Here is a 26,639-nt window from a genome sequence, read left to right as displayed (position 1 = left end):
CTTGAGGTTTTAAATGCAAGCTCTTATTCCGTCAACGAAGCATGTTATTATCTATTAGACCTAAATTGAATATAGATAGAGCGTTGTTTCGCTGCGGCTCAAACCGTAAGCAGTCCGACGAGGGTTCCCCCATGAGCAATGCCGCACTTGCTGTAAAACCCGCTGTGCACACCCTGGATATTCATCCGGTGGCCGGCCGTATCGGTGCCGAGATCCGCGGCCTTGAGCTTTCCGGTGCCTTGGAGGCCGGCCTCATCGAGGCGATCCAGCAAGCGCTGGTGCAGTACAAGGTGATTTTCTTTCGCGGCCAGAGCCACCTCGACGACCAGAGCCAGGAAGCCTTTTCGCACTTGCTCGGCGAGCCGGTGGCGCACCCGACGGTGCCGGTGCGCGATGGCACGCGCTACCTGCTGGAGCTGGATGGTGCGCAAGGCCAGCGGGCCAATTCCTGGCACACCGACGTGACCTTCGTCGATGCCTATCCGAAGGCCTCGATCCTGCGCTCGGTGCTGGCGCCGACTTCCGGTGGCGACACCGTGTGGGCGAATACGGCGGCGGCCTACGAGGAATTGCCGGCGGAACTGCGCGAGTTGGCGGACAAGCTCTGGGCAGTGCACAGCAACGAATACGACTATGCCGGCTCGCGGCCGAATGTCTCGGCGGAAAAGCTTGAGCGCTATCGCCAGATCTTCACTTCGACGGTGTACGAGACCGAGCATCCGGTGGTGCGGGTGCACCCTGTCAGCGGCGAGAAGAGCCTGTTGCTGGGGCACTTCGTCAAACGCATCAAGGGCTATTCGCTGGCGGATTCGGCGCACCTGTTCAACCTGTTGCAGAGCCATGTGACCCGCCTGGAAAACACCGTGCGCTGGCGTTGGCAGAGCGGCGACGTGGCGATCTGGGACAACCGTTCGACCCAGCATTACGCGGTGGACGACTATGGCACCCAGGAGCGGATCGTACGGCGGGTGACGCTCAAGGGCGAAGTGCCGGTGGGCGTGCAGGGGCAGCGCAGCCAGACGCTCAAGGGCGCTTGAGTTTGGCGCGGGCGAGGATAGGTGGCGAGCGGGCAAGCCCGCTCGCCACATCCCCCTGCTGGCTTGAGAGCATATTGGGCTGGCGGCCCTCAGGGGGTTACCACACCCCGATCTGCACCACCTTTTCCACCTCCGGCTCGCCATAACGAAAGCGCTGTCCGCGCAGGTCGATTTCCTCATGGCTGATAGTGGTCCGGCGCTTCAGGCCGCGCAGCCAGTCGAGCAGATAACCCAGGTGCTCTTCACGCACCGCCGCGAACGCCGGATCGGCTCCCAGGTCATGCAGTTCCTGCGGGTCGTTCTGCAGATCGAACAACTGCGGCCGGAACCCGTCATACGCCAGGTATTTCCAGCGTTCGCTGCGCACCATGGTCATCCGGCAACGATCGATCGCCTGCCCCAGCCGCTCCCGGGCCGGGGCCTGGAAGGCGTAGTCGTATTCGGCGATGGCATAGCGGCGCCAGTCCGGTTGCCCGCCCTGCAGCAACGGCACCAGCGAACGACCCTCCAGGCGATGTTCCGCCGTCGGCAGGCCCAGCGCGTCGAGAAAGGTCGGCAGCGCATCGATGGTTTCCACCAGGCGTTCGTCCACCGTGCCGCGTGTGCTGTTCGCCGCCGCCCGTGGGTCGCGCACGATCAATGGCACACCGACCGCCGGCTCCAGCAGGAACTCCTTTTCCCCGAGAAAATGGTCGCCGAGAAAATCGCCGTGGTCGCTGGTGAACACGATCAGGGTGTCATCCCAGCGCCCGCTGCTTTCGAGGACCTCGAATAGTCGCCCGAGTTGATCATCCACCTGCTTGATCAGGCCCATGTAGGTCGGCACCACATTCAGCCGCACCTCGTCCCGGGAGAAATTCAGGCTTTCCTCGTGCTCGCGGAAAGCCTTGTAGACCGGGTGATCGCTGGCCGTTCCAGGTTGTGCACGCACTGCCGGCAACACCTGCTCGCGGCTGTAGAGCGCGTGGTACGGCGCGGGGGCGAGGTACGGCCAATGCGGCTTGATGTACGACAGGTGCAGGCACCACGGCTGCTCGCCCTGCTGGTCGATGAACTCGATGGCGCGGTCGGTGGTGTACACCGTCTCCGAATGCTGCTGCGGGATGCGCGCGGGCAGATGGGCGTGGCGCATTTTCCAGCCGCTGAGGATTTCGCCGTCGCTGCCTTCGGCGGCGTTGGCCCAGTCATGCCAGGGGTTGTTGCCGCCATAACCGAGAGCGCGCAGGTAATGGGTATAGGGCGCCGACTCGCGCTTGTCGTCGAACAACGGGCTGTCGGGGTAGATGCCGTCGTGGCGCATCCAGGTTTCGAAGCCGACTTCGTTCAGGGGTTCGGCCTGGGCGCTGTCGGGGTCGATGGCCAGTCGCTGCAGGGCGTCGAGATTGGGCGTGGCGTGGGTCTTGCCGACCAGGGCGGTGCGGATGCCGTGGGGCCGCAGGTAGTCGCCGATGGTCAGCTCTTCCAGGGGCAGCGGCACGGCGTTCCAGGCCACCTGGTGGCTGCTGACATAACGCCCGGTATAGGCCGACATCCGCGACGGCCCGCAGATGGTGCCCTGGGTATAGGCACGGCTGAAGCGCACGCCGGCGGCGGCCAGACGGTCGATGTTCGGCGTGTGCAGATGGGGATGGCCGTAGCAGGACAGGTAGTCGCGACGCAGTTGGTCGCACATGATGTAGAGCACGTTGCGCACGTGGGGCATAAGGGTTCACCGCAGCGGAAGACAGGGGGAGGATTTCGCGTTCCGGTGCGATTTTCGGCAAGCGCATTTGGCGACTGTTTTCGATGCATGGTGTGCATGGGGGGCGATTTGTGCTGATGCCGAGGGCCTCTTCGCGGGCAAGCCCCCACAATGCCCGCAGTGTTCGCCCCCCTGTGGGAGCGGGCTTACCCGCGAAAGGGCCGGTTCAGACGGCAACCTGTTCCAGGTTGCACACCTCATCCACTTCCAGCGCATCCTCGCTCTTGATCTGCTCGATCATCGCCTCGGCCAGCGGTGACAGCCGATACCCGGCCCGGCTGACGATGCCGTAGCGGGTGTACAGCTCCTCCAGATCGTCCGCCAGCCCCTCGATCTTCAGCCGCCGCAGCTCGCCGCGGGCGTATTCCCAAGCGTCGCTGTTCTCCCCGCAGATGCCGATGGCATCCGAACGCAACACCACGCCCAGCAGGCTGAACGCACTTTCGCACTCCACCTGCGGGGTGAAGTCCGGGCGTCCGCTGAGGTCGACGATCACCTTGCGCAGGTTCGGCGGACGAATCGTCGAGGCCAGCGGATAGCTCAGCAACTGTTCGGCGGTGACGCTCGCTTGCGCCGCCAGCGGATGCCCGGCCCGGCAGCAGAAATGCCATTTGCGCGGGCGCAGGCGTTGGGTCAGGTAATCCGGGTTGGCTTCGAAGCTGCGGGTGTCGGCGACAAAGAATTCGAACTCCTCGTTCAGCAGGCGCTTGCTCAGGCTCTGCCAGTCATCCACCTGGAACTGCACCCGGGCTTTCGGGTAGCGCCCGATGAAATGCCCGATGGCCCGCGGGATCAGTCCCGAGGCCGGCGCCGGCCCGCAACCGAAGCGCAACTCCCCGGCCTCGAGGCCGTTGAACTGGCTGATTTCATTGGCCAGTTGCTGGGCCCCGCTGACCAGTCGCCGGGCATGTTCGAGCAGTACCTGGCCCTGTTTGGTCGGTGCCAGGTCCTTGCGTCCGCGATCCACCAACTGGCAGCCGGCACTGTGTTCAAGCGCCTGGATGCTGCGACTGAACGCCGACTGCGACAGGTTCACCGCGAGCGCGGCGGCGACAAAACTGCGCTGCTCGGCGAGGGCGATGAAGTGGCGAAGTTGGCGCAGATCGATATGCATTTTTCACATAAAAAATATCGGGGAAATGCATTGGCTATGCATTAGGTCAACTCCTTATAAAGGCAATCTCTTATGCAGTAAATCTTTGTAAAAACATAAATAAATAACTTTAAAGAATATACGTCTTGTGTATTTTTTGACCAGGAGCCGCCCATGAGTTCGTTCAAACCTGCTGTGCATCACCCCTCGCGGCGGCTCAAGCGCTTGCCCCTGGCCCTGTTGCTGGCGGGGAGTGCCAGCTGGTCGCTAGGCCATGCCGCCGAAAGCGAAACCCCGGTGGAGGCGGCTCCCGTCGCCACCAGCAGCAAGCCCAAGGCTGACAGCGGCCGGCTGGAAACCGTGACCGTCACCGCCCGGCGCCGCGAGGAAAGCTCCCAGAGCGTGCCCACGCCCATCAGCGTGATAGGCGGCCAGGCCCTGGAAAGCCAGCGGGTCTATCGCATCCAGGATCTGCAGCAACTGGTGCCCAGCGTCAACGTCGCCTACATGCATGCGCGCCAGTCCAGCGTGTCGATTCGCGGGCTGGGCAACAACCCGGCCAGCGACGGCCTGGAAGGCAGCGTCGGGCTGTACATCGACAACGTCTACCTGGGGCGTCCGGGCATGGCGGTGTTCGACCTGATGGATATCGAGCAACTGGAAGTCCTGCGCGGTCCCCAGGGTACGCTGTTCGGCAAGAACACCACCGCCGGGGTGATCAATATCAACACCCGGGCGCCGAGCTTCACCCCGGAGCGCAGTATCGAAAGTTCGGTCGGCGAGGACGGTTACTTCCAGAGCAAGGGCACGATTTCCGGCCCGCTCAACGATCAGCTGGCCGGTCGCCTGTCGGCCTATCGCACCCGCAGCGACGGCGATATCAAGAACGAATACGACGGTCACGAGTTGAACGGCGGCTCCCGCGACGGCTTCCGTGCCCAACTGCTGTACAAGCCCAACGAGAACTTCAACCTGCGCTGGATCGGCGACTACAACGAAGAGGACTCCAGTGCCGGGACCCGCGTGCTGTACAGCACCGGTCCGACCATCAATGGCGTCAACCTCTACCAGTCGCGGGCCAATGCCGCCGGGGCGACCCTCGCCAACGGCCCCCATCGCGAGGTGAATCTCGACGGCCAGCAGCATGTCACGGTATTCCAGGGTGGCAGCTCCCTGGAGGCCAACTGGACCCTGCCCAACGATTTCACCCTGACCTCCGTCAGCGCCTATCGCTGGTGGAACTTCACCCCGCGCAACGACGATGGCCTCAATGTCCCGGCGGCCTATAACGCCGGGGTCTCGGTGGAAGATAAACAGTGGTCCCAGGAGTTTCGCCTGGCATCGCCCACGGGCGGTTTCTTCGACTATGTGCTGGGCGCGTACTACTTCGGTTCGAAGCTCGATAACAAGAGCTTCAGCTACTACGGCCCCCAGGCCGACATCTGGAACGGCACTCCCACCGGGGCGCTGAACAACGTCACCAGCATCGGCAACGGGCATATCGATACCGACAGTTTCGCGCTTTTTGCCCAGGGCACCTGGCACCTGACCGAGCGCCTGGATTTCACCGCCGGCCTGCGCGGCAGCTACGAGGAAAAAAGCGCCTGGGTGACCCGTGACGCGCCGGTCGGCGGTGCTGCCGTGACGGGGGCCGCCGCCACCGCCCGCCGCGGTCGTGCCGGTCTCTATGACTCCGGCAACCTGAGCCAGTACAGCACCAGCCCGTCCGGCCTGTTGAACCTGAGCTATCGCTTCAGCGATGACCTGCTGGGTTACGCCACCTTGTCCCACGGGGAAAAATCCGGAGGCGTGAACCTCGCGGTGGGCTCGGCCCCGACGGCGGGCGCCGATTCGCTGCTGATCGGCACCGAGCGTGCCAACAACGCCGAGCTGGGCTTCAAGAGCACGCTGTGGGACAAGCGCCTGCAACTCAATGCCAACCTGTTCTGGACCCAGGTCAACGGTTACCAGACCAACGCCTACGATGCCGACAACCGCGTGCAGTACCTGACCAATGCCGGCTCCGTGCGTTCACGCGGGCTGGAAGTCGAGAGCACCGTGATTCCCCTGCGCGGCCTGACGCTCAACCTCAACGGCTCCTACAATGATGTCCGCTACCTGTCCTACAAGGATGCGCCGTGCCCACCAGAGGTCAGCCTGCAACCGGGCGCTCCCGCTTCCTGCGACCTGAGTGGGCACCAGGTGGTCGGCGCGTCGAAATGGATCGGCAATGCCAACGGCGAGTACAAGTGGAACCTGGATAACGGCTGGGAAGAGTATGTTACTGCCAGCTACGCCTTCCGCTCCAAGGCCGTCGGCACCGTCGAGGATTCGACCTACGGACAGATTCCCAGCTATGCGGTGGTCAACCTGTCCACCGGATTGCGCGGGGATTTCAACCAGGGCCAGTGGGATGTCTCGCTGTGGCTGAAGAACGCGTTCGACAAGACCTACTACACCACCCTCTGGACCGGCGGCAACGGCGGTTATGAAGGGCTGCTCGGCACGCCGCGGACCCTGGGGGTCACCGGGCGCTATGACTTCTGATCCGTCGTGATGACATGCCGGCTGTAATAAGACACATGCCGGATATAAGTTATTCACAACCTTCATGGTACATATAGCCAATCAATTGATAAATACCGCATGGCGCGGTTGGACAGAACTTGGAAGTCCAACCATTCTGGAAGTCGTGAGTTTCAGGAGAGACTCGCTTTCAACGGAAGAGCGTATTAACGACATAAGGAGAACGCATCATGTCGAGCATCAACGGAACTTATCTGAATAACAACGCCGACGCCAAACTGGTGGTCACCGATGGCAACGATTCGAACGGTACCTTCAACGGGCAAATCACCCAGGCAGGTGTGAACTACAGCGTCACCGGTCACTACCACTTCCAGAACAGCACCGGCAATCCCACCACCATTTCCTTTATCGGCACCAACAGCGACAAGGGCTACGTGGCGTTTACCGCCTACTCCCCTGACCATATCTACGTGAAACTGCGCGCCAGCGGATCACGGGCCAGCTTTGATGGTCAGGTGGTCGGGTTGGGTGGCGAGTTTGTGAAACAGTAGCCGTCCAGCGGTAACAATGGCAATACCGACATACTGCCAGACCAACGAAAGGACAAGCGGGTTTTCGCGCTTGTCCTATTGGAAATCTGGCAGTATGTGTTGTCGTGCCTGTGAATAAATAAAAGTTGGTTCCTGCGCTTTCAGTTGTAACTATCCCATCATTCATTTATCTCTTCTTGTTTATTGTCCGCGCGCTCGGTGGCGTGGCGAGAGTTGCCTGTGTTCGGAACTATCGGCGTGCACAGAGGTTTTCCGGCTCTGAAAGAATGCCTTCAGGGAATATTTTCAATGCCTGAAAAGCATCGATTTTCGCGCGCTGGGCTGGAGCCCTTGAAACACGGGGCTTTGCGCGAATCGGTAAAACTCAATATTCATTTTCGATCTATCTATAACTTCAAATATTACTTTAAGGACTAAACAGCCTCCGTGGATCATCGGCACCTCGACGTCGCCAAGCGCGCCTCGATGATTTTTTGCTGAAGACCGCAGGAGTTATTCAATGGGCAATGTCCAGACCGCTGCCAGTGCACATGAGGTGCGCAGGCCTCAGGCACCGGGTGGCGAGTTGGTCGATATCGGCCGGCTCCATCGCGCGCCGCTGGGGCAGTTGCGTCTGCAGAAAGTGCCCAAGGGCATCCTCAGCCGACGCGAGGCGATCTTGCTCGGTGTCTTCGCGCTGGTGCTGCATGGCGCGGTGATCTACTGGCTGAGCCAGCAGCAGACCCCGGTGCTGCCGGTGGTACCGCCGGAAATCCCGCCGATGACCATCGAGTTTTCCCAACCGGCACCGCCCGTGGTCGAGCCGCCGCCGCCCGTGCCGCCACCACCACCGCCACCGGTGGTCGAGCCGCCACCGCCGGTGGTCGACGAACTGGCGGTCAAGCCGCCACCGCCGCCCAAACCCAAACCCGTACCGAAGCCAAAACCGGTGCCCAAGCCTGAGCCCAAGCCCGCACCGAAACCGGTCGAACAGCTGCCGGCACCGCCACAACCGGCAGCGCCACCCGCGCCACCGGCTCCGCCCAGCCCGGCCCCGGTGACCCCGGCTTCGGCCAGTGCCGCGTACCTGAAGAACCCGGCGCCGGAGTATCCGTCGCTGGCCCAGCGTCGCGGTTGGGAAGGCACGGTGCTGCTGCGGGTCCAGGTGCTGGCCAGCGGTAAACCGGGCGAGATCCAGATTCAGAAAAGCAGTGGTCGCGAGCAACTCGACGAGGCCGCCCTGGCAGCGGTGAAGCGTTGGAGCTTTGTCCCGGCCAAACAGGGCGATGTCGCCCAGGTCGGCTGGGTCAGCGTACCCATCGACTTCAAGATCCACTGATCGGCAACCCACGCGCTGAACGCTTTTACAGAGGGAACACATCATGACGTTACTGGCATCTCCACTCCAATCCATCGAAAGCGCGGTGATCTGGCTACTGGTGGTCTTTTCCGTCGCCACCTGGGGCCTGGCCCTGCTCAAGGCCGTGCAGTTCGGTCGCCTGAAGGGCCAGGATCGCAAGTTCCACAAACAATTCTGGGCGGCTTCCAGCCTCGACTCGGCGGCCGAACTGAGCGAAACCCAGCCCGGTGCCGCCGCCCGTGTGGCCCAGGCCGGCTATGCCGCGATCCAGGTCGGCGAGGCGCCGCACGCCGCCGACCTGAGTCAGGCGATCAATCACCAGGACCGCCTGGAACGCGCCCTGCGCCAGCAGATCGTGCGTGAACGGCGCTCCCTGGAAACCGGTCTGGCGGTGGTCGCCAGTATCGGCAGTACCTCGCCGTTCATTGGCCTGTTCGGCACTGTGTGGGGGATCATGGAAGCCTTGAAAGGCATCAGCGCCGCCGGCTCCGCGAGCCTGGAAACCGTGGCCGGGCCAATCGGTGCCGCGCTGGTCGCGACCGGAGTGGGGATCGCCGTCGCGGTGCCCGCGGTGCTGGTCTACAACTACTTCCTGCGCCGCCTGAAGCTCACCGCCGCCGACCTCGACGACTTCGCCCATGACTTCTACAGCCTGGCGCAGAAGAGCTCGTTCCGTGTGCTGATCCATCCGACGGCGAACAAGAGCGCCGCACAGGGCTCCGCACAGAAAGTGAAGGAGGCGTCCTGACATGGCCTTTTCCACCCAAGACAGCGATGAAGTGCTGAGCGAGATCAACGTCACGCCGCTGGTGGACGTGATGCTGGTGCTGCTGGTGGTGTTTATCGTCACCGCGCCGCTGCTGACCAACGCGATTCCGATCAACCTGCCCAAGACCGAGGCTGTGGCGCCGGTGGAGCAGAAGGACCCGCTGGTGGTGAGCATCGACGGGACCGGCAAGCTGTTTCTCAACAAGGACGAAATCAAGCCAGAACTGCTGGAGTTCAACCTGCAGGCCGCCAAGGCCAAGGACCCGGACCTGCGGGTCCAACTGCAGGCCGACAATGGCGTGAACTACGGCGAAGTGGCCCGGGCCATGGCGTCCATCGAGCGGGCCGGAATCACCAAGTTATCGGTGATCACCGCCCGCTGAACGCAACCGATCCTCGAGTTTCTCGGGCCGTCTCCTTGGCAGGGTGCGGCCCTTTTTTTGTTTTCCGCGCAATGATGGGGCGGCGCAAAACCTGTGGGAGCCCGGCTTGCCGGCGATGGCGTCCGTGCGGGCGATACACGTCTCAAGGGCCTCATCGCCGGCAAGCCGGCTCCTACGGGGGGTTGTGTCAGCAGACAATGATTCGTGTGCTTTATATTTCTTTGTGATCTTAATAAATAGCTTCTTATTCCTTAACGAATATAACTCTCCTCCCTATACTCGATCCGGAACGCAAACGCTGGAGGAGGTGTACCCCATGCGCAACGAGTCGATTCGTTATCTGATCGTGCCGGGCTGGCAAGGATCGCCAGAAGATCATTGGCAAACCCATTGGCAGAACAGCCTGCCCAACAGTGCGCGGGTGGAGCAGGCCGACTGGCTGACGCCCCGTCGCGAAGACTGGGTCGCGGCCCTGGCCGAAGCCATTGCCGCCGACAACACGCCGGTGATCCTGATCGCCCACAGCCTGGGTTGCATCACGGTCGCGCACTGGGCACAGACCGCGCCGTTGCACCTGTTGCGGCAGGTCCATGGTGCCTTGCTGGTGGCCCCGGCCGATGTCGAACGGCCTGCCTGCGCCCCGGCGTTGCGTAATTTCGCGCCAATCCCGGGCGACCTGCTGCCGTTCCCGAGCCAGGTCATCGCCTCCGACAACGATGCCGCCGTCAGCGCCCCGCGGGCCCTCGAACTGGCCCGTCGCTGGGGCGCCGAAGCCGGCATCATCAGTGGTGCCGGGCATATCAATGTGAAATCCGGCCACCAGCGCTGGGAGCAGGGGTTCGCCTACCTGTACCGCCTGCAAACCCGCATGGAACAGCATTCCCTGCGCCGCGCCTGATTTTTTCCTTTGCTTGAACGTCCCCCGCCGCGAGGCGGTCGGGGCGGGAGTCTGCCATGAGCCTGCATGAAACCTTCGGCCAGCCTTTGCTGACCTTTCCCGATGCGGAAAAAAGCCCGCTGAGCATCCGCGCCAAGGCGCTGGTGTTCGTCGATCCACGTTCGCGCCAGTTGCGCGAAGAACTCGAACAACTGGCGCCCAAGGCACTGCCGGTGCTGATCCGCGGCGAAACCGGCAGCGGCAAGGAGCTGCTGGCCCGACATATCCACCGCGCCAGCGACCGTACCGGGCTGTTTGTCTCGGTCAACTGCGGGGCCATCAGCCCCACTTACGCCGATGCCGAGTTGTTCGGTTATGCGGCGGGTGCCCACAGCAGTTCGGTGAGCAGCCGGGCGGGCTGGTTCGGTTCGGCCAATGGCGGGACCCTGTACCTGGACGAGATCGGCGACCTGCCGCTGCCGATCCAGACCAAATTGCTGGCGGCCCTGGAAAATCACGAGGTGACCCGGGTCGGTGCGCAGCAGCCCAGCCCGGTGGATGTGCGCCTGGTGGCGGCGACCAGCATCGACCTGGCCCAGGCGGTGGCGGCGGGAAAATTCCACGAGCGGCTCTATCACTACCTCAGCGAAGGCCGGCTGGAGTTGCCGGCGTTGCGTGAGCGGGTCGGCGATATCCTGTCCCTGGCCGAGTACTTCCTCGGCATCTACAGCCAGCGCCTGAGCCTGCCGGTGCCGCTGATCAGCGACAGCGCCCAGCGCGCGCTGGAGCGCCACAGCTGGCCGGGCAATACCCGCGAGCTGGAGAACGTCATTCACTTCGCCTTGCTGGTGAGCAGCGGCGACGAGATCCTGCCGGAGCATCTGAACCTGCCGGAGCCGTTGGCGTTGATCGGACAATTCATCAGCAGCAGTTCCCCCGAGGAACTGGCGGCGCTCAAGGGGCTGTTGGCGCATACAAAGGCCTGACTTTTTGCCGGTGCGAAACGTGTGGGAGCTAAAAAGCTTCGGGGGCAAGCCCCCTCCCACAGGGTGGTGTTGTACCCAGGCTACATGAACAAAATGGAATATGAAGGTGAATAAAAGATATTGTTCTGGAATAAAAAATATCGGTATCTTCTGCTCCACGCCAGCGATATCACTTTGCTGGCACCGCTCTCTTCTCCGGGCTGTCGTCAGTGACGACCAAGATTCTCGATAAGGACACTGCATGAAAAAGGTTCTGTTGTTTACCGCATTGGCGGCTGCTCTGACCGCTGGCCTGGCCCAGGCCGGCGAGAAACTGGTGGTGGCGGCAACGCCGATCCCCCACGCCGAGATCCTCGAGCTGATCAAGCCGACCCTGGCCAAAGAAGGCGTGGACCTGGAAATCAAGGTCTTCACCGACTACGTACAGCCGAACACCCAGGTTGCCGAGAAGCACCTGGACGCCAACTACTTCCAGACCAAGCCTTACCTGGATAACTTCAACAAGGGCAAGGGTACCAACCTGGTCACCGTGATCGGCGTCCATGTCGAACCTTTCGGCGGCTACTCGAAGAAGGTCAAGAGCCTGGACGAGCTGAAGGATGGCGCGACCATCGCGATTCCGAACGAAGGCAGCAACGCCGGTCGTGCCCTGTTGCTGCTGCAAAGCAAAGGCCTGATCGAACTCAAGGATCCGAAAAACGCCCTGTCGACGCCGAAAGACATCGCCAAGAACCCGCGCCACTTCAAGTTCAAGGAACTGGAATCGGCCCTGCTGCCGCGGGTCCTGGACCAGGTCGACCTGGACCTGATCAACACCAACTATGCGCTGGAAGCGGGTCTGAACCCGGCTAAAGACGCACTGCTGATCGAAGGCGCCGATTCGCCTTACGTGAACTTCCTGGTTGCCCGTCCGGACAACAAGGACAGCGACGCGATCCAGAAGCTGGCCAAGGCCCTGACCAGCCCGGAAGTGAAAGCGTTCATCGATTCGAAGTACAAGGGCGCGGTGTTGCCGGCGTTCTGATTCGCCAATAACCCCTTCAAGGTTTGAACGCCGACGAGCAACCAGCGTCGGCGTTTTTTATTGTCCGGATTTGCGGGGGGACGCGGAGCGTCCGGGACGGCATTCCCACGCAGAGCGTGAGAACGATCGTTAACCGTAGGCGCCGGCTAGTCGATGCAGGCCTTGTACAGCGCATCGCCGGAGCGCGACCCGGGCTGGGGCCTGACGGCCCGGCGCAAGGCCACCAGCAGTTTCACGATGTCCTGCGGATCGAGCTTTTCCGGTGCTTTTGCCTGGTCCATATCATCTTCCTTGTTATCGGCTGGCCATTGGGCAAGCTGTTTTCGTCCGTGGTTGGAGCGTCCATCGGCACAAAAGATCCGTGTCGCGATGAAAAGCAAGGTAGCCCTCTGCCGAGCATCCGGCAAATCCGTTGGGCGGGATGGCGCGAAGGGTCAGTCCGGCCAGTTCCAGGCCGGCTCGTCGAGCATGCCTTGTCCGACAATCCCGGTCTGGCCGAGGATTTTTTCCAGGACGATGGAGTTGCAGCCGGGGTCCTGCTGCAACGCTGCGATCAGGCGGCTGGCGTGGGACACCACCCACACCTGGCAACGTTCGCAAGCACGGATGATCAGGCGCGCCAGCGCCGGCAGCAGGTCCGGGTGCAGGCTGGTTTCCGGTTCGTTTAGCACCATCAGGGTCGGCGGCCTGGGGGTGAGCAGCGCCGCCACCAGCAGCAGGTAACGCAAGGTGCCGTCTGACAGCTCGGCGGCGGACAGCGGTCGCAGCAGCCCTTCCTGATAGAATTCGATGGCAAAGCGTGCGCCCTGCAATGGCGCGATCTCCAGTCGTGAGCCGGGAAAGGCATCGCTGATCGCCGCCTGCAGGGCCTGGGGATCGCCGATCTCGATAATGGTCCGTAGCGCCGCCGCCAGGTCGCGCCCGTCGTGATGCAGCACCGGCGTGCGTGTACCCAACTGGGGTTGGCGCACCGGAGCCTCGGCATCGCTGCGAAAATGATCGTAGAAGCGCCAGCCGCGAATGCTCTCGCGCAGCAACAACACTTCCGGCGAGCCGCGCAGATTGCCGACCTGGTCGAACAGGCTGTCGAAGGCCGGCGTGTGCTGTGCCAGCACTTCCCAGTCGCGCCCTTCGCGGGCCTTGACCATGGGGCCTGAGCGGCCCACCAGCAGGCTGGCCGGACGATACAGCGGGCCGGCCCAGATGCATTCGCGCTTGATCTCCGGGTCCAGGGAGAACTGCGAGGAACTCGGCTCCGGCAGGCCGAGGGAAATCGCGTAGCTGAAGTCTTCGCCGGCAAAGCCCAGGCGCAGGCGTTTTGCACCCTGGCGTACCAGGCCCTGCACCGCCACTTCGCCGTTGCGCATGCGCCGGCTGATGGCTTCCGGTCCGGCCCAGAAGGTCGAATCCAGCCCGCCTTCGCGCGCCAGCGCGTTGACCACGCCGCCCTGGGCCGTTTCCGCCAGCAGGCGCAAGGCCCGGTACAGGTTGGACTTGCCGCTGCCGTTGGGACCGGTGATCAGGTTCAAGCGGTCGAGCGGCACCACCAGCTTGTTGATGGAGCGGTAGTTGGCCACCGCGAGGGTCTTGAGCATGAGTGAAAGTCCTGGCGAGCGAATGAATAGTTTGCCCGATTGCCAGGCGTGAAAAATAGCCGGCCTTGTGGCGAGCGGGCTTGCCCTGATGCGATTCCTGTAGGAGTCGGCTTGCCGGCGATGGCGTTCGCATGGGCGCTGCACGGCTTGAGGACCTCATCGCCGGCAAGCCGGCTCCTACGGGTTATGCAGCGTTTTCAAGTTCCCATTTCCATGACCGAGCGGTCTCAGGGTAAGCCCGCTCGCCACGGAGTTATGTGCGCCTTTCTGTCCGTGCAGGGAAGGAACCCTGTTCTACGCTAACAGTCGTAACGACACGGCGGGTAAGCATTACGCGAAGGAGTGTGTATGAAAGAGCATCGAGTGAAATGGGAAGTGGCTCTGGTGCTTGTGGCGCTCCTGAGCGGTTGCGGTCATGAAAAGCCTCCGGAGCCCGAACGACCACGGGTCTTTGTCGAGCAGGTGCAGCGCAAGGACTTCGGGGCCGCCGTGACCCTGACCGGCGACATTCAGGCCCGGGTACAGACCGACCTGTCATTCCGCGTCGGCGGCAAGATCATCCAGCGCAGTGTCGATGTCGGGGCGCGGATCTCCGCCCGCCAAGTGCTCGCCAAGCTCGACCCCAAGGATCTGCAGACCAATGTCGACACGGCCCAGGCCGAGGTCAACGCCGAGCAGGCGCGAGTGCAGCAGACCAGCGCGGCCTTTGTCCGGCAGCAGAAGTTGCTGCCCAAGGGCTACACCAGCCGCAGCGAATATGACGCCGCCCAGGCCGGCGTGCTCAGCGCCAGGAGCGCCCTGACGGCGGCCCAGGCCCAGCTCGCCAATGCCCGCGAGCAGTTGGGCTATACCGCGCTGATCGCCGAAGCCCCCGGGGTGATCACCGCCCGCCAGGCCGAGGTCGGGCAGGTGGTGCAGGCGACCATGCCGATCTTCAGCCTGGCCCGCGATGGCGAGCGCGATGCGGTGTTCAATGTCTACGAGTCGCTGCTGGTGGAGCCGCCGGATGACCGGCCGATCACCGTGACGCTGCTCGACAACCCGGCGATCAAGGCCGTGGGCAAGGTCCGTGAAGTGACCCCGGCGGTCTCGGCCCAGAGCGGTACGGTGCAGGTCAAGGTGGCCCTGGGCGAACTGCCGGCGGGTATGGACCTGGGCTCGGTGGTCAGCGCCACCGCCACGGCGCCGGCCAGATCGAGTATCGAATTGCCCTGGTCGGCCCTGACCAAGGATGTCAGCGAACCGGCGGTGTGGCTGGTGGACGCCGACGGCAAGGTCAGCCTGCACCGGGTCAAGGTCGGGCGTTACCTGACTGGCCATGTGATGATCAGCGAAGGCCTGGAGGGCGGCGAGAACGTCGTGATCGCCGGCGGCCAGTTGCTGCATCCGGGCATGTTGGTGGAGATCGCCCGGCCGAGTCCGGCAACCGCCTCGGGAGCGCAGCCATGAAGCGCTTGTCGCTGGTCCTGCTGGGCGGCCTGTTGCTCGCCGCGTGTTCGAAGCAGGAACCGCCACCCGAGCCGGTACGGCCGGTGCTGTTTGTCGAGGTTACGCCGGAGTCGGTGCAGAACCTCGGGCGTTTTGCCGGCAGCATCCAGGCGCGTTATGAAAGCACCCTGGGCTTCCGGGTCGCGGGGCGGATCGCCCGGCGCTATGTCGATGTCGGCAGTGAAGTGGCCCAGGGCGCCTTGCTGGCGAGCCTCGACCCCACTGATCAGCAGAACCAGTTGCGCGCGGCCCAGGGCGACCTGTCGCGGATCCAGGCGCAGTGGATCAACGCCCAGGCCAATGCCCGTCGCCAGCAGGAATTGTTCGACCGTGGCGTCGGCGCCCAGGCCCAGCTGGATGTGGCCCAGACCGACCTGAAGACCACTGGCGCGTCCCTCGAACAGGCCCGCGCCTCGCTCAGCCAGGCCAACGATCAGTTGGGCTACACCGAGCTGCACAGCGACCACGCCGCGGTGGTGACCGACTGGAAAGTCGAGGCCGGCCAGGTGGTCAGTGCCGGCCAGGAAGTGGTCACCCTGGCGCGCCCGGATATCAAGGAAGCGGTGATCGACCTGCCGGCGGTATTGGCCGAGCAGCTCAGCGAGGGCGTCGAATTCCGTGTCGCCGGCCAGCTCGATCCGAGTGTCAACACCACCGCACGGCTGCGGGAAATCGAACCCCAGGCCGACAGCGCCACGCGGACCCGGCGGGCTCGCCTGACGCTGGCCGAGACGCCGGCGGCCTTCCGCCTGGGCACCTCCATCAGCGTCACCCTGAGTTCGGCCATCGAGCCGCGCACCCAGTTGCCGCTGTCGGCCCTCTGGGAGCATGACGGCAAGACACAGATCTGGATCATCGAACCCCAGGCCCACACCGTCTCGCCCCGTGATGTCCAGGTACTCGGCCGCGAGGGTGAGACGATGCTGCTGGCCTCGGGGGTCAAGGCCGGCGAGAAAGTGGTGAGCGCCGGGGTGAACAGCCTCAAGCCCGGGCAGAAAGTCAAAATCGACGAGGAACACCCACAATGAAAGGGAGCTTCAACCTGTCCGAGTGGGCCCTCAAGCACCAGTCGTTCGTCTGGTACCTGATGTTCGTCGCGTTGTTGATGGGGGTGTTTTCCTATATCAACCTGGGGCGCGAGGAAGACCCGTCCTTCACCATCAAGACCATGATCATCCAGACCACCTGGCCGGGCGCCACGGTGGATGAAACCCTGGAGCAAGTCACCGACCGCATCGAGAAAAAGCTCGAAGAACTCGACTCCCTCGACTACGTGAAAAGCTACACCCGGCCCGGCGAGTCGACGGTGTTCGTGTTCCTGCGCGACACCACCAGCGGCAAGGATATCCCGCAGATCTGGTACCAGGTGCGCAAGAAGATCGACGATATCCGGGGCCAATTCCCCCAGGGTATCCAGGGGCCGGGGTTCAACGACGAGTTCGGCGATGTGTTCGGTTCGGTCTACGCCTTTACCAGTGACGGCCTGAGCATGCGCCAGCTGCGTGACTACGTGGAGCAGGTACGGGCGCAGATCCGCGATGTGCCGGGGCTGGGCAAGATCGAGATGATCGGTGAGCAGAACGAAGTGCTCTACCTGAACTTCTCGACCCGCAAGCTGGCGGCCCTGGGCATCGACCAGCGCCAGGTGGTGCAGAGCCTGCAAGCACAGAATGCGGTGACTCCGGCCGGGGTGATCGAAGCCGGGCCCGAGCGGATCTCGGTGCGGGCCTCCGGGCAATACGCTTCGGAGAAGGACCTGGAAGCGGTCAACCTCAAGCTCAACGATCGTTTCTACCGGCTGGCGGATATCGCCGAGATCACGCGCGGCTACGTCGACCCGCCGACCCCGCTGTTCCGCTACAACGGCCAGACGGCCATCGGCCTGGCCATTGCCATGAAGAAGGGCGGCAATATCCAGGACTTCGGCCGCAGCCTGCACGAACGCATGGACAGCCTGACCGCCGAACTGCCGGTGGGTGTCGGCGTGCACAAGGTGTCCGACCAGGCCGAGGTGGTGGAAAAGGCCGTCGGCGGCTTTACCAGCGCCCTGTTCGAAGCGGTGATCATCGTGCTGGTGGTGAGTTTTGTCGCCCTCGGCCTGCGCGCCGGGCTGGTGGTGGCCTGCTCGATCCCGCTGGTGCTGGCGATGGTCTTCGTGTTCATGGAGTACAGCGGCATCACCATGCAGCGGATTTCCCTCGGGGCGCTGATCATCGCCCTCGGCCTGCTGGTGGACGATGCGATGATCACCGTGGAAATGATGGTCACGCGGTTGGAGAAGGGCGACAGCAAGGAACAGGCGGCGACCTTCGCCTACACCTCCACGGCCTTCCCGATGCTTACCGGGACCCTGGTCACCGTCGCCGGCTTCGTGCCCATCGGCCTCAATGCCAGCTCGGCGGGGGAATACACCTTCACCCTGTTCGCGGTGATCGCGGTGGCGATGCTGGTGTCGTGGATCGTCGCCGTGCTGTTCGCGCCGGTGATCGGCGTGCATATCCTCAGTGAAAAGGTGAAGGGCCATGATGCGGAGGCGGGGCGCGTTGCGCGGGCCTTCAATGCGGGGCTGCTGTGGTCGTTGCGCAACCGCTGGTGGGCCATCGGCCTCACGGTGCTGATCTTCGCCTTGTCGGTGTTCTGCATGCGCTTCGTGCAGAACCAGTTCTTCCCTTCCTCGGACCGCCCGGAAATCCTCGTCGACCTCAACCTGCCGCAGAACGCCTCGATCAACGAGACGCGCAAGGCAGTCGACAAGCTTGAGGCCAGTCTCAAGGACGACCCGGATATCCTGCGCTGGAGCACCTATATCGGCGAGGGCGCGATCCGTTTCTACCTGCCCCTCGACCAGCAATTGCAGAATCCCTACTACGCCCAGCTGATCATCGTCAGCAAGGGCCTGGAGCAACGGGCGGCGTTGATGGATCGCCTGAACAAGCGCCTGCGCGATGATTTCGTCGGTATCGGCAGCTTTGTCCAGACCCTGGAAATGGGCCCGCCGGTGGGCCGGCCATTGCAATACCGGGTCAGCGGCAAGGACATCGACCAGGTGCGCAAGCACGCCATCGAGCTGGCGACCATCCTCGACAGCAACCGCAATGTCGGCGAAACCATCTACGACTGGAACGAGCCGGGCAAGGTGCTGCGCATCGATATCGCCCAGGACAAGGCGCGTCAGTTCGGTCTGTCCTCCGAGGACGTGGCGAAGCTGATGAACAGCATTGTCAGTGGTTCACCGGTCACCCAGGTCAAGGACGATATCTACCTGGTCAATGTGGTCGGGCGCGCGGTGGACAGCGAGCGCGGCACCCCGGAAACCCTGCAGAACCTGCAGATCGTCACGCCCGGCGGTACCTCGATTCCGCTGCTGGCGTTCGCCACGGTGCGTTATGAGCTGGAGCAGCCGCTGGTCTGGCGGCGTGATCGCCTGCCGACCATCACCCTCAAGGCCGGGGTCCGCGGGGGTATCCAGCCGACCGACCTGGTCCGGCAACTGAAGCCCGAGATCGACAAGTTCTCGGCCGGCCTGCCGGTGGGCTACAAGGTGGTCACCGGCGGTACGGTGGAAGAGAGCGGCAAGGCCCAGGGTCCGATCGCCAAGGTGGTGCCGCTGATGCTGTTCCTGATGGCGACCTTCCTGATGATCCAGCTGCACAGCGTGCAGAAGATGTTCCTGGTGGCCAGTGTCGCGCCGCTGGGATTGATCGGCGTGGTCCTGGCGCTCGTGCCGACGGGGACGCCGATGGGCTTCGTGGCGATTCTCGGGATTCTCGCGCTGATCGGCATCATCATCCGTAACTCGGTGATCCTGGTGACCCAGATCGACGAGTACGAGCGCAACGGCTATGAGCCCTGGGATGCGGTGGTGGAAGCGACGGAGCATCGGCGGCGGCCGATCCTGCTGACCGCGGCGGCGGCGAGCCTGGGCATGATCCCGATTGCCCGGGAAGTGTTCTGGGGCCCGATGGCCTACGCGATGATCGGCGGGATAGTGGTGGCGACGGTACTGACCCTGATGTTCCTGCCTGCGCTGTATGTGGCGTGGTACAGGATCCGCGAGCCGAAGCGGGACGCCGCTTAGCAGGGTTTTTGGGGCTGGCCCCAGTTCCCGTGTAGGAGCCGGCTTGCTGGCGATAAGGCCAGTGAGCCTTGCATCGCCTGACCGGACGCCATCGCCGGCAAGCCGGCTCCCACTGGTTCTGATCGTTCCCACGCTCCGCGTGGGAACGCATCCCGTGACGCTGCGCGTCACAACAGCGGACGCAGAGCGTCGAGTGAGGCATTCCCACGCTGGAGCGTGGGAACGATCATCCGAGGGGAGGAATCACTCCGCCGTCGACGGCTTCTCCCACAGGTTGATCCCGCCTTCCTGGGCGAACCGGTCGATTTCCGCCAGTTCTTCCTGGCTGAAACTCAGGTTCTTCAGCGCACCGACGTTCTCGATGATCTGCTCCGGCCGGCTGGCGCCGATCAGGGCCGAGGTCACCCGTGGATCACGCAGGGTCCAGGCCAGGGCCAGTTGCGCGAGGCTCTGGCCGCGACGCCGGGCGATCTCGTTCAAGGCCCGGACGTGGGCGATATTCGCTTCGGACAAGTGCGAGGCCTGCAACGAACCGCCGCCCGGACGATTGACCCGCGCATCCTTCGGCACGCCGTTGAGGTATTTGTCGGTCAGCAGGCCCTGGGCCAGCGGCGTAAAGGCGATCACGCCGGTACCCAGCTCTTCGACGGTGTCCAGCAGGTCCTTTTCCACCCAGCGGTTGAGCAGGTTGTAGGCCGGCTGGTGGATCAGCAGCGGCACTTTCCATTCCTGCAACAGCACCGCCATCTCGCGGGTCTTCACCCCGGAATACGACGAGATACCGATGTACAGCGCCTTGCCCTGCTGCACGGCGGTGGCCAGGGCACTGGCGGTTTCTTCCAGCGGGGTATCCGGGTCGAAGCGGTGCGAATAGAAGATATCCACATAGTCCAGGCCCAGGCGCTGCAGGCTCTGGTCGAGGCTGGCGAGCACGTATTTGCGCGAACCGCCGCCCTGGCCGTACGGACCCGGCCACATGTCCCAGCCGGCCTTGCTGGAGATGATCAGTTCGTCGCGGTACTGCTTGAAATCTTCACGCAGCAGGCGGCCGAAGTTGATCTCGGCGCTGCCGTAGGGCGGGCCGTAGTTGTTCGCCAGGTCGAAGTGGTTGATGCCCAGGTCGAAGGCGGTACGCAGCAGGGCGCGCTGGGTGTCGATCGGCGTGCTGTCGCCGAAGTTGTGCCACAGGCCCAGGGACAGGGCCGGCAGCACCAGGCCGCTGCGGCCGACGCGGCGGTAGGGAATGGAGTCGTAGCGGTTTTCGGCAGCTTGGTAAGTCATCGAATCCTCTCTCATTGGGGTGTGACATCTTCGCGGACAGGCCCGCTTCCCCCTGGCGTGGCATCGCTCTGATGGGGGCGAAGTCCCCCAGCATACGCCCAAGAAAGATCAAGCCAACCCCGGAGCCGAGGGTTTGCTGAAACGTTTCATAATTCTCGGCGGTTCGTTCCTGGTTTTCCCTGCTCTGGTGAAGTCACCCGGGTTGAATGATCAATGCCTATCCAGGCGATGAACGATTGACATCCGCCTGAACTTTCTACTCCTGGATTTTTGTCAGTACGACTTGGTACATATCTACCTACTTTTTCTCTATGCCGGATATCCAGGTTTAATCCAATAAAATCTGGAAACTCATAAGTTTATGGATCGGTACACATGCTACATGGTATGAGTTTGTACAGGTAAAGGCGCCGCAATAAGCCGATTTTTCCGATGTGGGCCCCTTGATCAGTGCGCGTTTGCAAAAACCTCGCTTATCCAGTCGACAAACACCCGCACCCTTGGCGACATATGCCGGTTCTGTGGGTAGAGCACGGAAACCGGCATGGGTGGCGGCGGATGGTCCGGCAGGACTTCCTTGAGCAAGCCCTGGGCGATCTGCTCCGCCACCCGGTAATGCGGCACCTGGATCAGCCCGAGCCCGGCCACGGCCGAGGCCGCATAGATCTCGGCGCCGAACACCGAGACCTTGCCCGCCAACGGCACTTCCCGCAGCTCGCCGTTCACGGTGAACTCGAACGGAAACAGCTTGCCGGTGGCCCGCGACACGTAGTTCACACCCTGGTGCCGGCGCAGGTCGTCGAGGCCCTGCGGTTCGCCATGCTTGCGCAGGTACGCCGGGCTGGCACAGGTCACCTGGCGCAGGTTGGCGACCCGCCGGCCGATCAGCGACGAGTCGCCTAGGTTGCCCGAGCGCAGTACGCAATCCACGCCTTCGGCGATCAGGTCGATAAAGTGACTGGCCTCGCTGATCGAGACTTCGATATCCGGATAGCGTTCGAGAAACGCCGGCAACGCCGGGACCACGAAGTACTTTGCCAGGGTCCCCTGCAGGTCCACCCGCAGGCGACCCTTGGGCGCCACCGTGCGAAAGGCCAGCTCGGCCTCTTCCAGTTCCGCCAGCAACTGCACGCAGCGCTGGTAATAGGCTTCGCCATCGAGGGTCGGGCGCACGCGTCGCGTACTACGCTCCAGGAGCCGGGTACCGAGCCAGGCCTCGAACTGATTCAGGGTGTGGGTCAGGGTTGCGCGAGGCAGGTTCAGGTCCTCGGCTGCCAGGGTGAAGCTGCTGCGCTCGTAGATCCGTACAAAGACCTTCATGGCCTTGACCTGGTCCATGGGTGCTCCGTTGTGATTGATTGTTGGTAATTATTGAACAGTCAAGGCAACTCTCGCGCATTTATCGCCCTGGGTAAACATGTGAAATTGGCTTCACACCCACTTGCACCCCAGGAGATTCGACATGACTACCCAGACTCAGAAAGTTGCCATCGTCACCGGCGCCTCGCGTGGTATCGGCGCGGTGATCGCCCGCCAACTGGCCGCGGACGGTTTTGCCGTCGCCATCAACTACGCCAGCAGCGCCACCGAAGCCTCGGCGCTGGTGGTGGAATTGCGCCAGGCCGGCCATCAGGCCATAGCGATCAAGGCCGATGTCGCCAACTCCGCCGATGTCACCCGCCTGTTCGACGAAACCGAACAGCAGTTGGGCAAGGTCGATGTGCTGATCAACAATGCCGGCATCCTCAAGGTCCTGCCGCTGGCCCAGCACAGCGACGAACTGTTCGACCAGACTTTCGCCATCAACACCCGCGGCACCTTCAACACCCTGCGTGCCGCGGCCACCCGGATGAACGACGGCGGCCGTATCGTCAACTTCTCCAGCAGCACCGTGGCCCTGAACATGCCCGGCTACGCGGTGTACATCGCCAGCAAGGCGGCGGTGGAGTCGTTCACCCACGTGTTCTCCAAGGAGCTGCGCGGTCGCCAGATCACCGTCAACGCCGTGGCCCCCGGCCCGGTAGCGACGGAACTGTTCCTGCACGGCAAGAGCGAAGAGCAGATCCAGACCTTCGCCAAGATGCCGCCGCTGGAACGCCTCGGTCAGCCGGAAGATATCGCCAATGTGGTGTCCTTCCTGGTCAGCCCGGCTGCCGGCTGGGTCAACGGCCAGGTCCTGCGTGCCAATGGCGGCCTGGTCTGATCGACACCTCGTTCCCTGAATGATCGCCCGGTTCGCGGGCGGTCTTGCCCCTGCGAACCCCTTTCTCCAAGAGCCTGAGGTGAAACCCCATGAAATCCGTGATCCTGATTACCGGTGCCTCCAGCGGTTTTGGCGCCCTGACCGCCCGCGCCCTGGCCGATGCCGGCCACACCGTCTATGCCAGCATGCGTGAAACCCTGGGCCGCAATGCGCCACAGGTGGCCGAGGTGCAGCGTTATGCCGCCGAGCATGCGGTGGACCTGCGCAGCGTCGAACTGGACGTGGCGTCCGGCGAATCGGTCGAAGCCGGCGTGGCCCGCATCATCGCCGACTGCGGGCGGCTGGATGTGGTTATCCACAACGCCGGGCACATGTCTTTCGGTCCCACCGAGGCCTTTACCCCGGAGCAGTTCGCCCAGCTCTACGACATCAACGTGCTGAGCACCCAGCGGGTCAACCGCGCCGCCTTGCCGCAACTGCGCAAGCAGGGCAAGGGACTGGTGCTGTGGGTCTCGTCCAGCAGCGCCCGTGGCGGCACCCCGCCGTTCCTCGCGCCGTACTTCGCGGCCAAGGCGGCGATGGACTCCCTGGCGGTGTCCTACGCCAGCGAGCTGGTGCGCTGGGGCATTGAAACCTCGATCGTGGTGCCGGGGGCGTTCACCAAGGGCACCAACCACTTCGTGCATTCCGGTTCACCGGCTGACAAGGCACGTGCCCTGGAATACACCGAGGGGCCTTATGCCGGAGTGGCGGCCCAGGCGCTGGAAGGACTGGCGGCGCTGGAGCCGGCAGATGCGGATGTCGTCGAGGTGGCCCGGGCGATTGTCGAGATTGTCGACCTGCCCCACGGCAGCCGGCCGTTCCGACGCCATATCGACCCGTCCGAGGACGGTGCCGAAGTGGTCAATGCCATGGCTGATCGGGTGCGGGCGGAAATGTTCCGGCGCATCGGCCTGGACGATCTGTTGCGTGTCGGTAGTCGTTGAAGAGGCTGGATTCGATCTACAGTGTTAATCAGGGAGGTTGGGGCGGTACTTCCTGATGTCGAACCATTGATGATCGTTCCCACGCTCTGCGTGGGAATGCTGCCCTGGACGCTCCGCGTCCGCGTTGTGACGCAGAGCGTCACGGTACGCATTCCTTTGCTGCGCATGGGAACGATCGGATGCACTTTGCGGAGGATATCCCCATGCACACCGCCATCATCCTTACCGTCGGCCTGGTCCTGCTGGGCTGTACGCTGTTCTTCGGCCAGCGCCTGGGCATCAGCCGGCAGACCCTGGGTTTCGGTTTCCTCGGTATGTGGTTGCTGGCAACGATCGTCAACGGTGCCATCGGCGTGATCATTGCCCACCAGTCGATGATTTCCGAACTGGTGATCGCCATTGCCGTCTTCGGCCTGCCGGCCATCGCCATGGCCCTGTTCATGTTGCTGGACAAGGCCTAGTGTTCCGTACGAAAACTCGCCCGGCGCCGCGTCAGCGCACCAGGTGCAGGAACTGCATGTGCCGTTCGTACTGGTCGAGGATATCGTTGATGATCTGCTCCTTGCCGTAGCCCATCAGGTCATAGTCCTGGCTGCCTTCGCTCAGGTGCACTTCGGCGCGGTAGTAGCGGCGGTTGCGCAGTTCCTTGGGACCCATGCCGCCACGGGCGAAGGACGGTGTGAAGTAGCCGCGCATCTGTACCTGGTAGACGAACGGATGCTGGTCGCCATGACCGATTTCCAGGCTGACGCTGTCGTTGGCCGGATCGGGCTGGGTGATCACGTTCAGGCCCTTCTCGACAAACACCGCGCTGACTTCCTCGATGGCCGGGCGCACGGTCTGGTCGAGGAACCGATAGACCTCGTCCCGCGACGGGAAATGCACGGCCTGGCTCAGGCGCTGGCGCCAGCCGCCCTTGCCGCGTCGCGAGCCGGAAACCGGCGCCAGCGAATGCAGTTGGGCAATGCGTTTCTGCGATTCGAGGTGGAAGGCCTTGTGCAGTCCCCACATCATCAACAGCAGGATCAGCGAGAACGGCAGCGAGGTCAGCACCACCGCCGACTTCAGCGCGTCGATGCTGCCCGAGAACAGCAGCGCACTGGTGACCAGCGCGGTCATCGCGCCCCAGAACACCCGCAGCCATTTCGGCCCGTCTTCATCGGCGCTGCCGCCACGTGCCGAGAGTGTCGAGAGCACCACGGTGCCGGAATCGGCCGAGGTGACGAAGAACACGAAGCTGATGAACACCGTGACGGCGATCACCGCCTTGCTCCAGGGATAGGTTTCCAGCAGCAGGTACAGGGTTCGCGACGGGTCGTCGATGGCCGACTGGCCGAGGGCGCTCATGCCGTGGTTGAGCACCTGGTCGATGGCGCTGTTGCCGAAGATCGACATCCACGCCAGGGTGAAACCCAACGGGATCAGCAGCACGCCGAAGACGAATTCGCGGATGGTCCGGCCCCGGGAAATCCGTGCGATGAACAGGCCCACGAACGGCGACCAGGCAATCCACCAGGCCCAGTAGAACACCGTCCAACCGCCCAGCCAGTCGCTGGGTTTGTCGTAGGCGTAGAGGTCGAAGCTCTTGGTCGGCAGGGCGCCCAGGTAGTCGCCGAGGTTCTGGATCAGGGTGTTGAGCAGGTGCTGGGTAGGCCCGGCGAACAGCACGAACAGCAACAGCGCGCAGGCCAGCAGCATGTTGATATCGGACATCACCCGCACGCCCTTGTCGACGCCGGCCACGGCCACCAGGATCGCCGCGCCCATCATCAGGGTGATCAGCCCGACCTGGATCCACTGGGTGTGGGGCACGTTGAACAGATAGTCCAGGCCCGAGTTGAGGTGCAGGACGCCGAAGCCCATGTCGGCGCCGAGGCCGAACACCGTGGCGATGATGCCGAAGCCGTCCACCGCGTAGCCGATGGGCCCGTTGATGCGCTTGCCGATCAGCGGGTAGAGCGCCGAGCGCAGGGCCAGCGGCAGGTTGTGCCGGTAGGCGAAGTAGGCCAGGGCCATGCCGACGAAGGCGAATACGCCCCAGCCGTGCAGGCCCCAGTGCAGGAACAGGATCTGCATCGCCTGGCGTGCCGCGGCCTGCCCACCCGCTTCGCCCTGGGGCGGCTGGAGCATGTGGGTCAGGGGCTCGGAGACGCAGAAGAAGAACAGGGTGATGCTGATCCCGGCGGCGAACAGCATGCCGGCCCAGGACAGGTAGCTGAACTCGGGTTCGTCGTGGTCGGCACCGAGCTTGATCTTGCCGTAGCCGGACAAGGCGGTGACCACCACGAAGACCAGGTACAGGGTCATCGCCAGCAGGTAATACCAGCCGACCGTATTGGCCGCCCAGTTCTGTGCCGCCAGCAGCCACTGGCCGGCGGCTTCGGGAAGGCTGATGACCACCAGGCCGAACAGCAGGATAAAGCTCGCGGCGAAGTAGAACACCGGTGGGTTCATGCGGATCAGACCGCTTGACGGGGTAGCGGAGGTACTCATGCGACGGGCACCTCGAAGGGATGAAACATGGCTGGGCATCTCGGACTCAGCAAAGGCAAGCCTCCTGTTGTGAGCGGGCAGCGAACCGCCGGTTTAACTTGAACAAGCGGTCAAGTTAAACACGGATAGGGCTTGCGGGACTAATCGCGGAGCTGGGCGGCGCTGTTCTTACCTGAGCTTCAGGTAG

General features: G+C 63.3%; 22 protein-coding genes. 15 read left to right on the top strand and 7 right to left on the bottom strand.

The window, feature by feature from the left end:
* Window positions 1–131 precede the first annotated feature (131 nt).
* Window positions 132–1,037: a TauD/TfdA dioxygenase family protein gene (locus HX851_RS32635; RefSeq protein WP_177065083.1), complete on the top strand. Its 906-nt coding sequence runs from the start codon at window positions 132–134 to the stop codon at window positions 1,035–1,037.
* A 97-nt stretch (window positions 1,038–1,134) separates the two neighbouring features.
* Here the strand turns inward: HX851_RS32635 and HX851_RS32630 are convergent, their stop codons facing one another.
* Window positions 1,135–2,739, bottom strand: a complete 1,605-nt coding sequence (locus HX851_RS32630) for an alkaline phosphatase family protein (RefSeq protein ID WP_177065081.1) — start codon at window positions 2,737–2,739, stop codon at window positions 1,135–1,137.
* A 205-nt stretch (window positions 2,740–2,944) separates the two neighbouring features.
* Window positions 2,945–3,892, bottom strand: a complete 948-nt coding sequence (locus tag HX851_RS32625; RefSeq protein ID WP_177063543.1) for a LysR family transcriptional regulator — start codon at window positions 3,890–3,892, stop codon at window positions 2,945–2,947.
* A 153-nt stretch (window positions 3,893–4,045) separates the two neighbouring features.
* On the opposite strand from HX851_RS32625, the gene HX851_RS32620 reads away from it, so the two are divergent.
* The 8 genes from HX851_RS32620 to HX851_RS32585 all read left to right on the top strand — a co-directional run bounded on the left by HX851_RS32620 (window position 4,046) and on the right by HX851_RS32585 (window position 12,328).
* Complete coding sequence (locus tag HX851_RS32620) at window positions 4,046–6,418, top strand: TonB-dependent receptor (protein ID WP_177065079.1); 2,373 nt, start codon at window positions 4,046–4,048, stop codon at window positions 6,416–6,418.
* Window positions 6,419–6,627: 209 nt separating this feature from the next.
* Window positions 6,628–6,951: a hypothetical protein gene (locus tag HX851_RS32615; RefSeq protein ID WP_177065077.1), complete on the top strand. Its 324-nt coding sequence runs from the start codon at window positions 6,628–6,630 to the stop codon at window positions 6,949–6,951.
* Window positions 6,952–7,450: 499 nt separating this feature from the next.
* Window positions 7,451–8,269 carry an energy transducer TonB gene (locus HX851_RS32610; RefSeq protein WP_177065075.1) on the top strand — a complete coding sequence of 273 codons (819 nt, stop codon included), beginning with the start codon at window positions 7,451–7,453 and terminating at the stop codon, window positions 8,267–8,269.
* A gap of 43 nt (window positions 8,270–8,312) precedes the next feature.
* Window positions 8,313–9,038, top strand: coding sequence for a MotA/TolQ/ExbB proton channel family protein (locus HX851_RS32605; RefSeq protein ID WP_177063548.1), 726 nt, complete (start codon window positions 8,313–8,315; stop codon window positions 9,036–9,038).
* A 1-nt stretch (window position 9,039) separates the two neighbouring features.
* The gene (locus tag HX851_RS32600) at window positions 9,040–9,441 is read left to right on the top strand and encodes an ExbD/TolR family protein (protein ID WP_017124728.1); all 402 of its coding nucleotides are present in this window, start codon (window positions 9,040–9,042) and stop codon (window positions 9,439–9,441) included.
* A gap of 316 nt (window positions 9,442–9,757) precedes the next feature.
* Window positions 9,758–10,339 (top strand): alpha/beta hydrolase, encoded by a 582-nt coding sequence (locus HX851_RS32595; protein ID WP_177065073.1) that lies wholly within the window; start codon window positions 9,758–9,760, stop codon window positions 10,337–10,339.
* Between the two features lie 56 nt (window positions 10,340–10,395).
* Entirely contained in the window at window positions 10,396–11,304 is a 909-nt protein-coding gene (locus HX851_RS32590; RefSeq protein WP_177065071.1) for a sigma 54-interacting transcriptional regulator, read from the top strand.
* A 241-nt stretch (window positions 11,305–11,545) separates the two neighbouring features.
* Complete coding sequence (locus HX851_RS32585) at window positions 11,546–12,328, top strand: MetQ/NlpA family ABC transporter substrate-binding protein (protein WP_177063551.1); 783 nt, start codon at window positions 11,546–11,548, stop codon at window positions 12,326–12,328.
* A gap of 146 nt (window positions 12,329–12,474) precedes the next feature.
* On the opposite strand, the gene HX851_RS45260 is transcribed toward HX851_RS32585, so the two are convergent.
* Together HX851_RS45260 and HX851_RS32580 are read right to left on the bottom strand one after the other, a co-directional pair.
* The gene (locus tag HX851_RS45260) at window positions 12,475–12,609 is read right to left on the bottom strand and encodes a hypothetical protein (RefSeq protein ID WP_256262608.1); all 135 of its coding nucleotides are present in this window, start codon (window positions 12,607–12,609) and stop codon (window positions 12,475–12,477) included.
* A 153-nt stretch (window positions 12,610–12,762) separates the two neighbouring features.
* On the bottom strand, window positions 12,763–13,923 hold the full coding sequence (locus HX851_RS32580; protein ID WP_177063552.1) for an AAA family ATPase: 1,161 nt from the start codon (window positions 13,921–13,923) through the stop codon (window positions 12,763–12,765).
* 348 nt (window positions 13,924–14,271) lie between these two features.
* Here HX851_RS32580 and HX851_RS32575 point away from each other — a divergent pair, with 348 nt between their 5' ends.
* The 3 genes from HX851_RS32575 to HX851_RS32565 are packed head-to-tail and all read left to right on the top strand — an operon-like array spanning window position 14,272 to window position 19,489.
* Window positions 14,272–15,372, top strand: coding sequence for an efflux RND transporter periplasmic adaptor subunit (locus HX851_RS32575; protein WP_177065069.1), 1,101 nt, complete (start codon window positions 14,272–14,274; stop codon window positions 15,370–15,372).
* Complete coding sequence (locus HX851_RS32570; protein WP_177065067.1) at window positions 15,369–16,439, top strand: efflux RND transporter periplasmic adaptor subunit; 1,071 nt, start codon at window positions 15,369–15,371, stop codon at window positions 16,437–16,439. Before HX851_RS32575 ends, HX851_RS32570 begins: the two co-directional genes overlap by 4 nt.
* Window positions 16,436–19,489: an efflux RND transporter permease subunit gene (locus HX851_RS32565; RefSeq protein ID WP_177065065.1), complete on the top strand. Its 3,054-nt coding sequence runs from the start codon at window positions 16,436–16,438 to the stop codon at window positions 19,487–19,489. The genes HX851_RS32570 and HX851_RS32565 overlap by 4 nt, the downstream gene beginning before the upstream one ends.
* Before the next feature lie 243 nt (window positions 19,490–19,732).
* On the opposite strand, the gene mgrA is transcribed toward HX851_RS32565, so the two are convergent.
* Window positions 19,733–20,770: an L-glyceraldehyde 3-phosphate reductase gene (gene mgrA, locus HX851_RS32560; RefSeq protein WP_177065063.1), complete on the bottom strand. Its 1,038-nt coding sequence runs from the start codon at window positions 20,768–20,770 to the stop codon at window positions 19,733–19,735.
* A gap of 447 nt (window positions 20,771–21,217) precedes the next feature.
* Window positions 21,218–22,108 (bottom strand): LysR family transcriptional regulator, encoded by an 891-nt coding sequence (locus HX851_RS32555; RefSeq protein ID WP_177065061.1) that lies wholly within the window; start codon window positions 22,106–22,108, stop codon window positions 21,218–21,220.
* A gap of 124 nt (window positions 22,109–22,232) precedes the next feature.
* On the opposite strand from HX851_RS32555, the gene HX851_RS32550 reads away from it, so the two are divergent.
* From HX851_RS32550 to HX851_RS32540, 3 genes are all read left to right on the top strand, one after another.
* Entirely contained in the window at window positions 22,233–22,973 is a 741-nt protein-coding gene (locus HX851_RS32550) for an SDR family oxidoreductase (RefSeq protein ID WP_177063558.1), read from the top strand.
* 89 nt (window positions 22,974–23,062) lie between these two features.
* Entirely contained in the window at window positions 23,063–23,959 is an 897-nt protein-coding gene (locus HX851_RS32545; protein ID WP_177063559.1) for an SDR family oxidoreductase, read from the top strand.
* A gap of 203 nt (window positions 23,960–24,162) precedes the next feature.
* Window positions 24,163–24,420 (top strand): hypothetical protein, encoded by a 258-nt coding sequence (locus tag HX851_RS32540; protein WP_177065059.1) that lies wholly within the window; start codon window positions 24,163–24,165, stop codon window positions 24,418–24,420.
* A 31-nt stretch (window positions 24,421–24,451) separates the two neighbouring features.
* Here the strand turns inward: HX851_RS32540 and betT are convergent, their stop codons facing one another.
* A complete protein-coding gene (gene betT, locus HX851_RS32535) occupies window positions 24,452–26,413 on the bottom strand; it encodes a choline transporter BetT (protein WP_177063577.1) in 1,962 nt (653 codons plus the stop codon).
* Between the last annotated feature and the right edge of the window lie 226 nt (window positions 26,414–26,639).

The organism is Pseudomonas gingeri, from assembly GCF_013385635.1.
Lineage (GTDB): Bacteria > Pseudomonadota > Gammaproteobacteria > Pseudomonadales > Pseudomonadaceae > Aquipseudomonas > Aquipseudomonas gingeri_A.
This window is presented reverse-complemented; position numbering and strand designations above follow the sequence as displayed.

Coding starts and splice junctions, on each gene's coding strand:
- HX851_RS32635 (WP_177065083.1), top strand. CDS start 132: ATGAGCAATGCCGCACTTGCTGTAAAACCCGCTGTGCACACCCTGGAT.
- HX851_RS32630 (WP_177065081.1), bottom strand. CDS start 2,739: ATGCCCCACGTGCGCAACGTGCTCTACATCATGTGCGACCAACTGCGT.
- HX851_RS32625 (WP_177063543.1), bottom strand. CDS start 3,892: ATGCATATCGATCTGCGCCAACTTCGCCACTTCATCGCCCTCGCCGAG.
- HX851_RS32620 (WP_177065079.1), top strand. CDS start 4,046: ATGAGTTCGTTCAAACCTGCTGTGCATCACCCCTCGCGGCGGCTCAAG.
- HX851_RS32615 (WP_177065077.1), top strand. CDS start 6,628: ATGTCGAGCATCAACGGAACTTATCTGAATAACAACGCCGACGCCAAA.
- HX851_RS32610 (WP_177065075.1), top strand. CDS start 7,451: ATGGGCAATGTCCAGACCGCTGCCAGTGCACATGAGGTGCGCAGGCCT.
- HX851_RS32605 (WP_177063548.1), top strand. CDS start 8,313: ATGACGTTACTGGCATCTCCACTCCAATCCATCGAAAGCGCGGTGATC.
- HX851_RS32600 (WP_017124728.1), top strand. CDS start 9,040: ATGGCCTTTTCCACCCAAGACAGCGATGAAGTGCTGAGCGAGATCAAC.
- HX851_RS32595 (WP_177065073.1), top strand. CDS start 9,758: ATGCGCAACGAGTCGATTCGTTATCTGATCGTGCCGGGCTGGCAAGGA.
- HX851_RS32590 (WP_177065071.1), top strand. CDS start 10,396: ATGAGCCTGCATGAAACCTTCGGCCAGCCTTTGCTGACCTTTCCCGAT.
- HX851_RS32585 (WP_177063551.1), top strand. CDS start 11,546: ATGAAAAAGGTTCTGTTGTTTACCGCATTGGCGGCTGCTCTGACCGCT.
- HX851_RS45260 (WP_256262608.1), bottom strand. CDS start 12,609: ATGGACCAGGCAAAAGCACCGGAAAAGCTCGATCCGCAGGACATCGTG.
- HX851_RS32580 (WP_177063552.1), bottom strand. CDS start 13,923: ATGCTCAAGACCCTCGCGGTGGCCAACTACCGCTCCATCAACAAGCTG.
- HX851_RS32575 (WP_177065069.1), top strand. CDS start 14,272: ATGAAAGAGCATCGAGTGAAATGGGAAGTGGCTCTGGTGCTTGTGGCG.
- HX851_RS32570 (WP_177065067.1), top strand. CDS start 15,369: ATGAAGCGCTTGTCGCTGGTCCTGCTGGGCGGCCTGTTGCTCGCCGCG.
- HX851_RS32565 (WP_177065065.1), top strand. CDS start 16,436: ATGAAAGGGAGCTTCAACCTGTCCGAGTGGGCCCTCAAGCACCAGTCG.
- mgrA (WP_177065063.1), bottom strand. CDS start 20,770: ATGACTTACCAAGCTGCCGAAAACCGCTACGACTCCATTCCCTACCGC.
- HX851_RS32555 (WP_177065061.1), bottom strand. CDS start 22,108: ATGGACCAGGTCAAGGCCATGAAGGTCTTTGTACGGATCTACGAGCGC.
- HX851_RS32550 (WP_177063558.1), top strand. CDS start 22,233: ATGACTACCCAGACTCAGAAAGTTGCCATCGTCACCGGCGCCTCGCGT.
- HX851_RS32545 (WP_177063559.1), top strand. CDS start 23,063: ATGAAATCCGTGATCCTGATTACCGGTGCCTCCAGCGGTTTTGGCGCC.
- HX851_RS32540 (WP_177065059.1), top strand. CDS start 24,163: ATGCACACCGCCATCATCCTTACCGTCGGCCTGGTCCTGCTGGGCTGT.
- betT (WP_177063577.1), bottom strand. CDS start 26,413: ATGAACCCACCGGTGTTCTACTTCGCCGCGAGCTTTATCCTGCTGTTC.